We start from the raw sequence: 14,884 nt of genomic DNA, 5'->3' as shown, positions 1-14,884 counted from the left end.
TAGATATTTATGAGTGATGTCTAACCTCTAATTACTAGCTGCTGACTTATCGCCCCGCTAATAATGCTTTTGTAGCTGACTCTCCTGCTAATTTAACCTGATTGGTCAAATGTAAATTTAACAATCCTAAAACAGTTAACTCAGCCAAAAATGCCATAAAAACTGTTGTTGTTGCTGAGTTTTCTATTCCTAACCAAGGGAATGTAGAAAATAGCCATAAGAAAGAATTAGTTTGGGGCGTGATTTCTAACATTCCTAAAATTATCGGTGGAGTAAACATCACTAAACCGATAGTTCCAATTGCCCATAATGCACGCTTAGGTGTTTTTAGTAATAGCATTCTCTGAGCTATGGTCGTATAAATCATCATCATACACATAAATAAAAGCACTCCTAAAAGAGCTTTCATTCTGCCAATACTGTTTACCCAATCTATGCTGTTGTTATGGTTAATATTTAAAGCTGGAGCCATAACAATCCAAATTAAGTACGGAATGGTAACCATCATAAGGTTAATTGCGATCGCTATTATTACAGGACTATGATCACTCCAAATTAAATCTCGCCACCAAGAGTTATTTTTAACATTATTATGACTAGCAGCTTCTTGATGACGATATCTTGCCCAATCTTGTATTTGTTGACGATGGGGAGACAAAATAACCAGTAAGCCCAATAGTAGAACTAAGTTGAAGAATACTAAAAAGCTAAAATTTTGACTTATCTGGTAATTTAAATCGTAATAGCAGTTCTTGGGTTGATATGTAGGGTTATATGGGCAATAGTTTTTCGTATATTGCAGAGTAAATCCCCAAAAAACTATCTGAGCGCAAGTTACTAGTAAATAACTCTGAGTTTTGCTAATTAGTGTCGCATTAGAACTACGAAAGCGTCGCTTTAATGCTTGCCAAATCCAATATGACCCAACACCATAGTTCAATAAATGAATTCCCAAAAAAGTGTTTGAATTTTTAGCTATTGGTAGATAGAAAAACTGTACATCTTGTACTGTAGATGGGCTACCTGCTTGCATTAAACTTGGGAACAAATACTTGGTCATATCAAAAGGGCTTAACAGCCTTAACCAAGTTGCTGTATTGTGGAGGTCTTGATTATACGATGACATCTGCATGGTTATCATCAAAAAGACCATAACTACACCACTAGCTAACCAAGGTTGAAACCCACTAAACAAAGGGTTCAGCAAGCCAAATAATAGTGTTGCACTATAGAAAAAGAAACAACTAGCAGCCAGAACTATATAAAAGCTAAAAATGGAACTTAAAGCAATTTTTGCCGAAAATCCTGACCATAGATGTAAAGGAATAGCAGCAACAATCATCAGATAAATAACAATTGGTACTCCTAGCATTTTGCCAATCAAAATACTGGCTTCTGATTGAGGACTGAGACGGATAAAATTTAGAGTACCACCGCGTTCTTCTTGTCCTAAATTATTTACTAATAAATAAGTGCCTGCTACTAAAAGAGTATAGATAAAGACTACACATAGCGTCAGAAAAATGTATTGCCAGTGGTCTTGCCACCATATTTGGATGTTTAATTGCTCAATGGGGCAAGATTGTTTATACAATGTATCATTTAACTGCTCTTTTTGTGCTTGTAGAGATACTAGTTCTGTTTTGAATTGTTGAGTTATTGCTATATCATATTTTTTGTTACCGCTATAAAAATTAATTTTTTGCTGAACTTGTTCGATGAGTTGGGAAACTGAACTTAGTTGTTGTTCATAACCTTTACTCAAATTACAATAATTCCCACTCATAGGATATTTATCATTAGGATATTGTCCAATATGATAAAGAAAAAGGATTAATTGAATAACAAAAGAAATGGCTAAGGATAATAAGACGTTAAAACCTTTAAGGCGACCTTTAATTTCTCGAAAAAATTGTGGATTCCAGTTGCCTATTCTGTCTAATAGATTAAGGTACATAGATGAAATTCTCTAAATGTATGCAGATAATGTTTCAGGATGCTTGTTTATGACCCATCTTGAGGAAAATAGTTTCTAAATCTTCTTGAGTGCAATGGAAATCGCTCACGGGAATGCCAGCTTGAATAAGTGATCGCAAAAATTCCGCACAAGCTTCTTGGTTTCCAGAAAAGTTGATTCGGATGCTATTTTTACTAGGAAGAATTTCCCATTCTTCCACTAAAGGATGATTTCGCAATTCGCTAATAACTGCGTCTACTTTCCCCAATGTTGACAACACAATTTGCTGACGTGCGAGGCGTTGGTACAGTTGTTGGAGTGAGGCACTTTCTACCAAAAAACCCAGTTCCATAATGCCAATAGAAGTGCATAATTCTGCTAAGTCGCTAAGAACGTGGGAAGAAATTAAGATTGTCATCCCAGCTTCTTGCAACGCTTTGATAATTTCGCGGAACTGCATCCTGGCGATGGGGTCAAGTCCAGATACAGGTTCGTCTAGTAATAGTAAAATTGGCTCATGGATGATGGTGCGTGCTAAACTCAATCGCTGCTTCATCCCCCGCGACAGGGTAGAAATCAGACTGTTGCGTTTATTACCCAGTTGGATAAGTTCTAAAACTTCATGCAGACGTTGAGTGCGGCGTGGTTCTCGCAAACGATACAGACGCGCAAAATAGTCTAAGTAATCCCAAACTGTCAAATCTTCATACAGAGGATAGTCATCGGGTAAGTAACCAAGATAACGCTTGATAGTTGCATTACTCTTGCCACGTACCATGCGATCGCCATTAATATAAATCTCACCCGTTGTTGGTTCCTCAGCTGTCGCCAACATTCGGATGAGAGTTGTTTTACCCGCGCCATTTGGGCCAATTAGTCCGTATACTTCACCCGCCTGAATTTCTAAATCAACATCATTAACGGCTATATGCCGCTCAAATTGCTTAATTAATCCACAGGTGCGAATTGCTAATTCTTTTACCATAGCTATTAGTGTGCGGCAGTAAATTATACACTAAGCTAGCCTGTTTCTCTAGTTATTGTTCAGGTTGTTTCCAAAATTGAAACTAAATTGATACAAAAGTTATTTCAGCAAATAGCTAGATCCTCGACTTGTTTAAGAAGTCGGGGATCTGAAGTAGAGATGCGAAATTGCTTGTTTCTATAAGGTGAAATACCCATTCGTAACAAAATTGAAATAATCTCACAATAAAACGGGAAAACTATATTTAACCCATAACTGGGCAATTTCCGTGTGAGTCCCGAATATAAAAATGCTAAAAAAATCTTTGGTTAATGCTTTAATTTTGTCTTGTTCTCTAGTTCCCTGGCTGGGCGTGGGAATAGGTTTTGATTATCCAGCCAATGCTTTACCAGGGCAAAGTACGGAAGAAGTTACTACTTGGATGAACGCCCATCCTACATTGCGTCCTGGAAGTGGCGAAAAATTGTATGTTCAGAAGAGTGATACAGCCGCCCAACGCTTTACTTTTCAAGCTTCGGTGTTACCTCCGGGTAAGGTGGAGTTTTCCAAAGACCGCAGCCGGATTCGTTATGAACGCTTGGCTATGTATGATGCTATTAACGGCATGAGCTTTCAACGCTTGCAAGAATCTTTGCGGGTGATTTACGGCTACGATATCTATCAAGATTTTAATCAAGCTCAAGTGGCCTATGACTACCCTAGCCAAGGTGAAGTCAACTCGGCTCGTTTTGCGAAAACTCCGATTAAAGAAGCTTTACAGGGACAATTACGTGTGGGCGATCGCTATGCTTATTGGATAGAAATAGCTAAACCTCGAAACGGTAAAGCTTTTACTGGACAAATGACAGTTTTACTCAAAACTGATGTAAATAAATTACTCACAGAATTGCAAACTCGTTGAACTTTATCCCCCGCCCAAGCCTCCAGATGGCGGGGTTTGCCATACACCAGAAAAAATACTTTCCGTAGCCAGAGAAATTCTAATTAAATCTTCTTTAAGTAGCGGCGGCCAATCTACCCCAGCTTTGCGTCCAGCTACATATAAATGTTGCGTCTTTACACCTAACTGATAAAGCGCATAAATTAATTCTCGGTCTAGGCTGGGTACATCTTTGAGGGCTTCAAACAAAACTTTTAATGCCAACAAAATTGAGGTAATCTGGCCAGGAACAGGTGGTTTTCCCTGCTTCATCCGCATCAATAAAGCATCAGGGTTGTCTTCAGTTGTGATTGTTTGAGATATCAGCAATTTACGGGCTGTGTCGTAATTCATTAGTTAAACACAGATAGACACTGCTAATTTATCAGTGTTTATCTGTTGTTTCAAATACGTTGGCTGGAAGATGGGGCTAGAGGCCTGTGTTTCTTAGGCGCATCTGCACTGGCGGCACACCACCGCAATGAATGAAACAAACAAGTCAAATCCTCTTCCCTATTGCCTATTACCTATTGCCTTGTTTCTTTCTGCCTGAATTTGTCTAACTACTGTCAATGCGGAATAACTCACTCCAGCTGTACCTTCGCCGGGATGGGTGGAGTCGCCAACTAACCACAGGGAATTAATCGGTGTGCGGTTGGCGAAACCAAAGGGGCCAAAAGTGGGTATTCTTTGACCGATGCCCCCAACTATACCGCGATCGCGCCCTGTGTAATGGGCAAAGGTGCGGGGTGTGGCGGCTTCTTGATAAATGATGGTTTCGGGTTTGAGATAAAAATATTGGTTGAGACGAGCGATCGCTTCTTGGGTATATTGTTGTTTCAGCCCTTGATAATCTGGAGTCTGCCACCATTGTTGATAATCAACGAAGGAAGAAGCAATAATTGTCGCTTTACCTTGGGGTGCGCGGCCGTCACCAGGATGGCTGACGGAAACAAACAGGGAATTATTCTCGCCTATGGGGCCGTTGGCATCATACATAAATTGCAGGTGGGGCGGACAATCTACAGGAATGGCACTGGCATCTACACCCAAGTACACAACAAATGCCCCTGATGCTGGTGGTAGTTTTTCTACGCGCTGTTTGTAACCTGATGGAACTTTGTCGCCCAATAGTTGCACTAGGTTTTGGACTGTCACGTTAGCTACTACATGGTCGGCTGTTTCTGTCCAGACTTCGCCTGTTTTCTGGTTTCTGATGACAATAGCGGTGGCTTTGCCGTTTTCAACTTTGATTTGTTCGACGGTATGACGCATTAATAACCGCCCACCATCTCTTTCTAATGCTGCGACTAGGCGATCGCTTAACACCTGCATACTACCTTGCAGATGATACAATCCCTGGGGTAATTGCGACACACTCAATGCCGTTGCTGCATATAGTAACGCTGTCTCTTCCGCACTCACCTGAGAATATAACTTCAATTGCAAATCTAAAAACGTTCTCAAACGCTGGTCATTACCCACTCCGCATAACCTTAAGGCATCACCCACCGTCAACAACGTGAAAGGCGCAGTCATAAAAGTATTGGGACGTACTGCTTGAACTAGCTGCCACAAGTCCCACAAGTTACGCGGCGGTAAAACTGGGTCACGCCCTTGGAATTCCCAACTAGCATCAAATAAAGTCGCTAATAACTGCCAGAAAGGTTCACTTCCTGGAAACTGCCGTTGTCGTTCCTCCCGCCATTTATCTGGGTCGCGCCAAACATTAATAGGCGTGGTTTCCCCTGGGAGATAAACTGCACAAGCAGGGTCGCAAGGAGTAGCTGCTGGTAAATCAATTTCTAGTTCCGAAAAGATGCGGTGGTGAATTCCACCTGCTTCCAACCCGGCTACTTGAGTTGCACCGACATCAAAAGTGAACCCTTGACGCTTAAATGTAGAAGCACAGCCTCCCGGTACAATGGCTTGGTCAAGGACTAAAACGCTGTAGCCACGATGCGCTAATAATGCCGCAGCCGTCAGTCCTCCAATACCTGCACCAATCACCACAACACGAGATTTACTTTTGTCAATAACAGCACTGGACATTGATATCTACTTTATATTTCTTAATATTTCTATTCATAATTTTAGATTACCGAGAAACATTAATTAGGCTTTAACCATTGACTCGTCTCTAATCAAAGCCTTCTACCGTTGTCAAAAACACATAGGAAATTTAAAAGATTCTAGATATCATCTATCCAAATGCATAAATTTTCTTATGTAAATTGGGAGAGATATCAGTATGTTAAAAGATAGTAAAATTTTGGATGTTTTACTCATACCACGGCAAAAGTCTACAAATATCCTGACTTTTGTTCATTTTTGCCGTGACATATGGTTAATGGTTCAAATTCGCGTGATTGCTCATGGCATCCCTCAAAACCTAATCGAATCCGACAAGGGATTGCAGGATACAGAAGCTAAAACAATTAAATTACCCAGAGTCCCAAGCTTAGGAGAGTACATTATTTGGCGAAATCAGAACTTTAGAATTACAAAAGTTACATACTTTCCTGATAATTATGCTTATACGGCAGCTATAGAAATGGAATGGTGCGAAACTGTCTAGCTGCAAAGACTGTGATTAATGTTGCTTGGCTTTCTAGGTTAGTCTTGAAATCGACTTAAAGTATTAGTATTTTTATATACCAATTTTATTGTGTAAAAATTGCTGGGCTTTAGATGCCCGACTTGTCAAAGAAGTCGGGCATTTTTGTTGTCTTATACCATTAGCAAGACTGACGCACCCAGATTGATTGTTGAGATTGCGGAGTCAGCAAGTTTTAAGCTTTGTAACAAAATTCCAATTTTACAGAAATTCTATCTAGCGAGATTGATCAATAAGTATACCTAAGTAGAAATACGAGGTTCCAATCTTACCGTAAAAATGTAGCGTAGCTATTTTGCCAAAAAATAGTAGTACCGCTACTGAGAATTTCACATTTATATCAAAATCCGGCAAAGGTAAATAACAGATTTAAATAATTTTAAATCTGCATAAAACAACTTGACTTTTTACAGGAAAAAACTGGTATGGCGACTATTTTTGGGACTAATTTCAATGACAACAACACAACTCAAAATGGAGTACTTTACCCTAGCCTAGAAGGTACTGCTGCTAGCGATACTATCTATGGACTAGCAGGCAATGATGTTCTAGGTAGTTATTCCACTGCCAACACCGGAGAAGACAAAATGTATGGTGGCAGTGGAAATGACCGATACTATGTCAATAGCAGTGGTGACGTAGTAACTGAGTCTGCAAATCAGGGTACTGATACTGTTTACTCTTCTATTTATAGTTACACTTTGACAGCAAATGTCGAAAACCTAAGCTTGTTCGGTACTGCCTACAGTGGATATGGCAACGGACTCAATAACACCATCTATGGTACGAATTCCGCTAACTATCTCAATGGTGGGGCTGGGGTGGATACTATGTATGGTTACGGTGGCAATGACTACTATGTTGTTGATACTAGTTCTGATGTAGTTACAGAGTTTGCTAACCAGGGTACGGATACTGTTTATTCTTATGCTTCTACTTACACTTTGACAGCAAATGTCGAAAACCTGAGCTTGTTCGGTACTGCCTACAGTGGATATGGCAACGGACTCAATAACACCATCTATGGTACGAATTCTGCTAACTATCTCAACGGTGGGGCTGGGGTGGATACTATGTATGGTTACGGTGGTAATGACTACTATGTTGTTGATAACAGTTCTGACGTAGTTACTGAGTTTGCCAACCAGGGTACAGATACTGTTTACTCTTATGCTTCTACTTATACTCTGACAGCAAATGTCGAAAGCCTGAGCTTGTTAGGCACTGCCTACAGTGGATATGGTAACGGACTCAATAATACTATCTATGGTACGAGTTCCTCTAACTACCTCGGTGGTGGTGGAGGCAATGATACTATTTATGGTGATGGTGGTAGCGATCGCATCAATGGTTATAATACTGCAACCAGCAGCACAGAATATGACACCTTATCTGGTGGTAGTGGGGCTGATAGCTTCATACTCGGCGGTTCCTGGGGTGTTTCTTATCTAGGCGCAGGCTACGCTTCAATTACAGACTGGTCATCTATTGATTATATTGAAGCTAAAGGTACTGCTAGCCAATACACCCTTGGTTATGGCAACTATGAAGGTACTTCTGCTCTTGATACACGAGTCTTCTATCAAGGTGACTTGATTGCTTTAATTCGTGATACAACCAATGTGAACATTGCTACTGATTTCAATTTTGTATAAAAGCTTTTATAGGAATCAGGTTTAAGCAATAGGCAATAGGCAACCCAAAAGAAGACAGGTAATAATGGACTGATTTTTTTCAAAAATCAAATACTAGTCCTATATTTATCAATCAGGTGAATAATTAAAAGGAAAAGGTTCAACAGCATCACTGTGAAAATCTTTTCCTTTTCTTGATGATCACTGCAAACTTGGTAACTCTTGGCAGTGGTGATAATCACAACCAATCAGATTATAGGTATGATTTGGGTGATGGATTTAAGTGACAGATAAGATAAAGGAGTAAGAACTCTGTTCACTCACCACGACCCATGACTTCAACCCTGTTAAAAACTCCGCGTCTCAATTCCCCAACACTACATCAACTGCCCAATGGCTTGACAATCATTGCAGAGCAAATGCCAATTGAAGTTGTCAACCTCAGCCTGTGGATTAGGGTTGGCTCAACTGTAGAATCTGATGCCATCAACGGTATGGCTCACTTTTTAGAGCATATGATTTTTAAAGGAACTGAGCGACTCGCCAGTGGTGAGTTTGAACGTCGAATTGAAGAGAGAGGTGCTGTTACTAATGCTGCTACCAGCCAAGATTACACTAATTACTATATAACTACGGCTCCGCAAGACTTTGCCGAATTAGCACCATTACAAATAGATGTCGTATTTAATCCTAGTATTCCTGATGATGCCTTTGAACGTGAACGTGCTGTAGTTTTAGAAGAAATCAGACGTTCCGAAGATAATCCCCACCGTCGGACTTTTCGCCGCGCTATGGAAATGGCTTTTGATGTACTACCCTATCGCCGTCCAGTGTTGGGGCCAGAATCGGTAATATCTGGGCTGCAACCCCAGCAGATGCGAGATTTTCATACTAGTTGGTATCAACCCCAGTCGATTACTGCTGTGGCGGTGGGTAATTTACCTGTAGAACAATTAATCGAAACTATTGCTGAGGGGTTTACACAGGTACATAACCGTCAACCACCAGCTATATATAGTCAAGCGTCAACTATCAATCCCGAACCTGCATTTACAGAAATTGTACGTCGAGAATTTGTAGATGAAAGCCTTCAGCAAGCACGAATAGTCATGGTATGGCGGGTTCCAGGATTAGCCCAGCTAAATCAGACTTATGCATTAGATGTATTAGCTGGAATTTTAGGACATGGTAGGACATCAAGGTTGGTGAGAGATTTGCGAGAAGAACGCGGATTAGTTTCTTCGATCGCAGTTAGCAATATGAGTAACTTACTCCAAGGTACATTTTATATCTCTGCTAAATGTGCAGTCGAAAACATAGCCGCCGTTGAAGAAGCGATCGCTCAACATATCCGCAGATTACAAACAGAATTAGTCACAGACAAAGAAATTGATCGTGTCCGTAAACGCGTCGCCAACAGATTTATTTTTGGTAACGAAACCCCAAGCGATCGCGCCGGCTTATATGGTTTCTATCAATCATTAGTCGGAGATTTAGAACCAGCCTTCAACTACCCAGCCCACATTCAACAACAAGAAGCCAACGACTTACTCCTCGCCGCCAATCAGTATCTCTGCCCAGCCGCGTATGGTGTAGTTGTCATGAAACCAGTGTAAATTTTAGTCAATGGTCAAATGACAAATGACCATTGACCATTGACTATTGACAAAATCTCATGAATTGGACTGAAATTGATGCCCATATTAGTCGGGTAACTGGCGAAAAATTCCAAACTCAACAACGGCGTTCTGTGAGTGGCGGATGTATTAACCAAGGCTACGCCGTTTCTAACGGTGAAACAACATACTTTGTCAAACTCAACCAAGCATCGCAAGTCGCCATGTTTGAAGCTGAGATGTTGGGATTAAAGCAAATGTTTGCCACAAATAGTATTCGTGTACCAAAGCCGATTTGTTGGGGAACAACTGGTGATTCTGGCTATATCGTCTTGGAATGGCTAGAAATGGGTAGCGGTAACACCAAATCTTGGGTAGAAATGGGACGCAAGCTAGCCGCCATGCACAAAGCAACCAGCCAAAATGGTTTCGGCTGGGAGATGAATAACACTATTGGTTCTACGCCCCAAATCAACACTTGGACAGCAGACTGGGTGGAATTTTATTGCAAACATCGCCTTGGTTATCAATTTCAGTTAGCTAGAAGGCGGGGCGGTAACTTTCCGAAACAAGATGAATTACTAGCAGCAATTCCTGAATTATTAGCCCAACACGAAGTACAACCATCCTTAGTACACGGCGATTTATGGGGCGGAAATGCTGGGTGTACTGTGTTAGGAGAACCAGTAATTTTTGACCCAGCAACTTATTATGGCGACAGAGAAGTTGATATTGCCATGACTGAACTTTTTAGTGGTTTTCCAGCAGCTTTTTATCAAGGTTATAACGAAACTTTTCCCTTAGATTTCGGCTATGAAAATCGCAAAATATTGTATAACTTGTATCACATTTTGAACCACTTAAACTTATTTGGTGGTGGCTATGGTTCCCAAGCAAATCGGATGATTGAGCAAATTTTAAGGTGATTTGGGAGTGCGATCGCCCAGCAATTAAAACAGCTTGTAGGGTGTGTTGTCGCGCAGCGCAACGCACCATTCTATTTACAGGGTGTTAAAACTAAAATCCATAACGCACCCTACTTGCTTACATATAAATCTACATATAATTACTGAACTTTTTCAGTCTCTGTATAATCGCGGTAGGCGTATATTACATATGTAAATTAAATTGAGATGAAGTTGCTCAAGAAAATATATTTATCCTTTAAAAGGTGTGTATAGCAATCATAAATTGATTGCATATATTTATTATTTTTGTTTCCCCTATCTTTTTAATTTAAGGTACTAACCTCGGCTATAAATTAATCAAATACTTATTACCCAATTGACTAATTAGGGTAAATAATTTGGTATGTATTCATCAATATAAGCGCAGTAGATTTTTATCTAACTAGCACCAACTTGTCATACAAATAATTTTATTCAATTACTGCAAGTTATCAGCTTGGCGGTCATTTATGTTGCGCTTATAAAGCCACACAACAAATACAAACATACACATGATTGCCACATCTACACTACAACAATCAGTACAAAATTCCCTCAAGAATTTAAACAACCTTGATTCATTAAAAAAATTATTCTGGAGTCAACTAAATTACGAACGAATAAATCAAGAACTTTCTCGCCGCAAATTCACGGATATCGTTAAAGATGAGATTGAAGGCGACCCTTTATTATTAGCGGTTGGAGGGGCTAACAATGCTTTTCATGTAATTTATACAAAACTAAAATCAGAAAACTTATCCAGAGAAGCTGAAAGAAGAATTGTTAATCAACTTCTCAAAGAACATCCTTATACATTATTCATATTTTCTAACCAATCACAATCGCACTGGCATTTTTTAAACGTTAAATACGATAACTCAATACAAAAGCGTAAACTCTTTCGCCGGATAACAGTTGGACAAGGGGAACAACTACGCACAGCCACAGAAAGAATTAGTTTATTAGATTTAGAACAAATACCCAACGCATCACCCTTAGATATTCAAACACGCCATGATGAAGCTTTTGACGTAGAAGCTGTAACGCAGGAGTTTTTCAGAGAATATCGGCGTACCTTTGAGAAAGTTGAAGCATTAATTCAAGGAATTGGTGGTGATGAACATAAGCGGTTATTTACGCAAAAGTTATTTAACCGTTTGATGTTTATTGTTTTTATTGAGAAAAAAGGCTGGTTGCAATTTCAGCAAAGAAATGATTACTTAAAAGCTTTATGGGAAGACTATAAAGTTAATCAAGCTGAATCTAAATACAATTTTTATCGAGATAGACTTTCACACCTATTCTTTTCCGGACTAAATAACAGCCCAGAATATGACATTACCGGAATTAATAACGGTGGTTTTCTCAAAGACTTAATTGGTAGTGTTCCGTATTTAAATGGCGGACTTTTTGAACAAGACAAAGATGATAAAAATCCGCAAATAATTATTCCTGATGAGTGTATAGATAGTATTTTGCATGAATTATTTCAACGCTTTGCTTTCACCGTTACCGAAAGTACACCGCTTGACGTTGAAGTGGCTGTAGATCCCGAAATGTTAGGCAAAGTTTTCGAGGAACTTGTTACAGGTAGACATGAATCTGGAAGTTATTATACACCTAAACCAATAGTTTCTTTTATGTGCGGGAGGCATTAAAAGGATATTTAAAAACTCAAGTTACAACAGAATCAAGCGATAGTATAGATTTATTTGTTGATGAACATAATCCAGATAATTTAGTTAACCCAGAGGCAATATTAGAAAGTTTACGCAAAGTCAGATGTTGTGATTTAGCTGCCGGAAGTGGAGCCTATTTATTAGGTATGCTGCACGAATTACTAGATTTACGCCAGTGTTTGTTTGCCATAAAAGGATTAGATTCAAATACTGTTTATCGGCGCAAGTTAGAAATTATCGAAAATAACTTATATGGAATAGATAAAGATGTATTTGCAGTTAATATTGCCCGGTTGAGATTATGGTTATCACTAGCTGTTGAATATCAAGGTGCAAAACCAAACCCACTGCCAAACCTGAAATATAAAATTGAGATTGGTGATAGTTTAACTGCACCTAGCCCTGCGACGACTGGAATGATTAGGACTGAATTAGTTAATCAATACAGTCAAAAGAAAGCGGAATATATGCGAACCCATGAAGGAGGTAAAAAGCGAACATTAGAAGCAGAAATCAATGAATTAAAAACACAAATTCGGCTAATAACTAATGGAAGCACTCAAGCACCAACAGGTTTTGATTGGGCGGTAGAATTTGCAGAGGTGTTTGCAGATGGTGGGTTTGATATTCAGGTTGCAAATCCGCCTTATGTTAGACAAGAATTGATTAAAGATTTAAAGCCAACATTACAAAAAGTTTATCCATCTGTTTATACAGGTACATCTGATTTATATTGTTTCTTTTATGCCCGTGCTTTGCAGCTTTTAAAACCAAGTGGGATGTTAGCGTTTATTTCATCTAATAAGTGGTTTCGCGCAAAATATGGGGATAAGTTGAAAAAGCATATTGCTGATAATTGCCAAGTTCACAGTATTACTGATTTTGGAGATTTACCAGTATTCCAAAGTGCTGCTGTCTTAGTGATGATTTTTATTGCTCAGAATCAACAATCAAATGATGTTTTACCCACTTTTACACAAGTAAAATCTTTGAAATCTCCTTACCCTGATGTAAAACAAATTATTCAAGATAGCGGACATATATTACCTTATAATGCTTTAAAAGGTGAAAATTGGACTTTAACTGATACAACCTCTGTCAATCGTTTACGAAAGATGGAAGCAGCAGGTATCCAATTGGGCGAGTATGTCAACGGAAATATTTATTACGGTGTAAAAACTGGTTTTAATAAAGCATTTATTATTGATGGGGCAAAACGGGCAGAACTTATTAATCAAGACCCTAAAAGTGCAGAAATCATTAAACCGTTAGCTATTGGCGATGATGTTCGTAAGTGGCAGATAAATTATAAAGATAAATGGTTCATTTATTCTCCTTGGGATTTAAAAATAGATAATTATCCTGCTGTAAAAAATCATCTTCTTAAATGGGAACAAGAACTAAAAGCACGCCCTGAATGTCGAGACGGTCGATATAACTGGTGGTGTATGGCACGTTATGGAGCAGAATATGTAGATGCTTTTAGTAAGCCTAAAATTATCTATCCTGTTATCGCTAAAGAACCGCGATTTGCCCTAGATACAAAAGGAGTATTTATTAATGATAAATCTTTTATTATTCCTATCCCAGAACTTTACCTCTTAGGAATACTAAATTCTTCATTGATATGGGATTACCTTAAAAGCCACTGTTCTGAACTATTAGGTAAAAGCATCGAATTACGCAGTATTTACATGAATAAAGTACCTATCCCCAACGCATCAACTTCTGAACGCGAAGCAATATCCAAACTAGTGCAAAAATGCCTAGACGCAAAAGGCGTTAACTGTGAAGTATATGAGAAAGAAATAGATCAACGCGTCGCCGCCCTCTATGGACTGTAGGACAATAGAGAAAACAACAATCTCACCTACAGTATTAAGAAAAATTGAGGAAAAAACTATGCAATCAGCTTTACGTATCACCACCAAAGTTTTACCAGGAAACAAAATAGAAATTGAAGTCCCCGAAGCACAAATAGGCGATAGCGTAGACGTATTCGTGATTTTGCCAGAGAAAGCAGCAACTAAAAAGCGTTCAGCAGTAGATATTCTTAACGAGTTACCTGGGAGACAACTTTTCAAAACTGCTGAAGAAGTAGACAAGTATCTAAAAGAGGAACGTGAATCATGGGAAGATTAAATATTCCAGATTCAAGTTTAGTATATGTCGATACATCACCAGTTATTTATAGCGTTGAAATGATAAAGGCTTTCGCAACGTCTCTAATTTATCTGTTGTAATTCTTAGTGAAGTTTTAACATCTTGAAACTAAAATCATATCCCCGACTTCTTGAAGAAGTCGGGGATATATACATCAGTAGTAAATTTGGCTAAAAAAAGTAGAATTCCACTTACATAACTTATTGATTACGAGATTCTAAGTATTTCAATATCTAAATTGCATTAGAGATTGTTTGAAAAGTATCAAACTGGATCTTGATCCCCCCTAGCCCCCCTTAAAAAGGGGGGAATCATTGCTCAAAGTCCTCCTTTTTAAGGGGGATTTAGGGGGATCTAAAAATATTTG

At 39.0% G+C, this 14,884-nt stretch carries 12 protein-coding genes; 8 read left to right on the top strand and 4 right to left on the bottom strand.

Annotation, left to right across the window (positions count from 1 at the left end; translation table 11 throughout):
• Positions 1–46: 46 nt before the first annotated feature.
• On the bottom strand, positions 47–1,957 hold the full coding sequence (locus tag H6G76_RS03090) for an ABC transporter permease subunit (protein WP_190695197.1): 1,911 nt from the start codon (positions 1,955–1,957) through the stop codon (positions 47–49).
• A gap of 34 nt (positions 1,958–1,991) precedes the next feature.
• A complete protein-coding gene (locus tag H6G76_RS03085; protein WP_190695195.1) occupies positions 1,992–2,942 on the bottom strand; it encodes an ABC transporter ATP-binding protein in 951 nt (316 codons plus the stop codon).
• A gap of 289 nt (positions 2,943–3,231) precedes the next feature.
• On the opposite strand from H6G76_RS03085, the gene H6G76_RS03080 reads away from it, so the two are divergent.
• Positions 3,232–3,843: a hypothetical protein gene (locus tag H6G76_RS03080; RefSeq protein ID WP_190695193.1), complete on the top strand. Its 612-nt coding sequence runs from the start codon at positions 3,232–3,234 to the stop codon at positions 3,841–3,843.
• A gap of 3 nt (positions 3,844–3,846) precedes the next feature.
• On the opposite strand, the gene H6G76_RS03075 is transcribed toward H6G76_RS03080, so the two are convergent.
• Both H6G76_RS03075 and crtD read right to left on the bottom strand, forming a co-directional pair.
• Positions 3,847–4,215 (bottom strand): Dethiobiotin synthetase, encoded by a 369-nt coding sequence (locus H6G76_RS03075; protein ID WP_190695191.1) that lies wholly within the window; start codon positions 4,213–4,215, stop codon positions 3,847–3,849.
• A 159-nt stretch (positions 4,216–4,374) separates the two neighbouring features.
• Positions 4,375–5,913, bottom strand: coding sequence for a C-3',4' desaturase CrtD (gene crtD, locus H6G76_RS03070; RefSeq protein ID WP_190695189.1), 1,539 nt, complete (start codon positions 5,911–5,913; stop codon positions 4,375–4,377).
• Between the two features lie 199 nt (positions 5,914–6,112).
• Here crtD and H6G76_RS03065 point away from each other — a divergent pair, with 199 nt between their 5' ends.
• The 7 genes from H6G76_RS03065 to H6G76_RS03040 all read left to right on the top strand — a co-directional run bounded on the left by H6G76_RS03065 (position 6,113) and on the right by H6G76_RS03040 (position 14,496).
• Entirely contained in the window at positions 6,113–6,439 is a 327-nt protein-coding gene (locus tag H6G76_RS03065; RefSeq protein WP_190695187.1) for a hypothetical protein, read from the top strand.
• A 464-nt stretch (positions 6,440–6,903) separates the two neighbouring features.
• Entirely contained in the window at positions 6,904–8,133 is a 1,230-nt protein-coding gene (locus H6G76_RS03060; RefSeq protein ID WP_190695185.1) for a calcium-binding protein, read from the top strand.
• A 311-nt stretch (positions 8,134–8,444) separates the two neighbouring features.
• A complete protein-coding gene (locus tag H6G76_RS03055; protein ID WP_190695183.1) occupies positions 8,445–9,728 on the top strand; it encodes a pitrilysin family protein in 1,284 nt (427 codons plus the stop codon).
• A 59-nt stretch (positions 9,729–9,787) separates the two neighbouring features.
• Positions 9,788–10,654, top strand: coding sequence for a fructosamine kinase family protein (locus H6G76_RS03050; protein WP_190695181.1), 867 nt, complete (start codon positions 9,788–9,790; stop codon positions 10,652–10,654).
• A gap of 533 nt (positions 10,655–11,187) precedes the next feature.
• On the top strand, positions 11,188–12,333 hold the full coding sequence (locus tag H6G76_RS36865; protein ID WP_242056297.1) for a type IIL restriction-modification enzyme MmeI: 1,146 nt from the start codon (positions 11,188–11,190) through the stop codon (positions 12,331–12,333).
• Positions 12,318–14,198: an Eco57I restriction-modification methylase domain-containing protein gene (locus H6G76_RS36860; RefSeq protein ID WP_313934738.1), complete on the top strand. Its 1,881-nt coding sequence runs from the start codon at positions 12,318–12,320 to the stop codon at positions 14,196–14,198. Before H6G76_RS36865 ends, H6G76_RS36860 begins: the two co-directional genes overlap by 16 nt.
• A 58-nt stretch (positions 14,199–14,256) precedes the next feature.
• Positions 14,257–14,496: a hypothetical protein gene (locus tag H6G76_RS03040; RefSeq protein ID WP_190695179.1), complete on the top strand. Its 240-nt coding sequence runs from the start codon at positions 14,257–14,259 to the stop codon at positions 14,494–14,496.
• The last annotated feature ends 388 nt before the right edge of the window (positions 14,497–14,884 follow it).

Origin of the sequence: Nostoc sp. FACHB-152 (genome assembly GCF_014697475.1) — a bacterium.
Classification (GTDB): Bacteria; Cyanobacteriota; Cyanobacteriia; order Cyanobacteriales; family Nostocaceae; genus Nostoc_B.
This window is presented reverse-complemented; position numbering and strand designations above follow the sequence as displayed.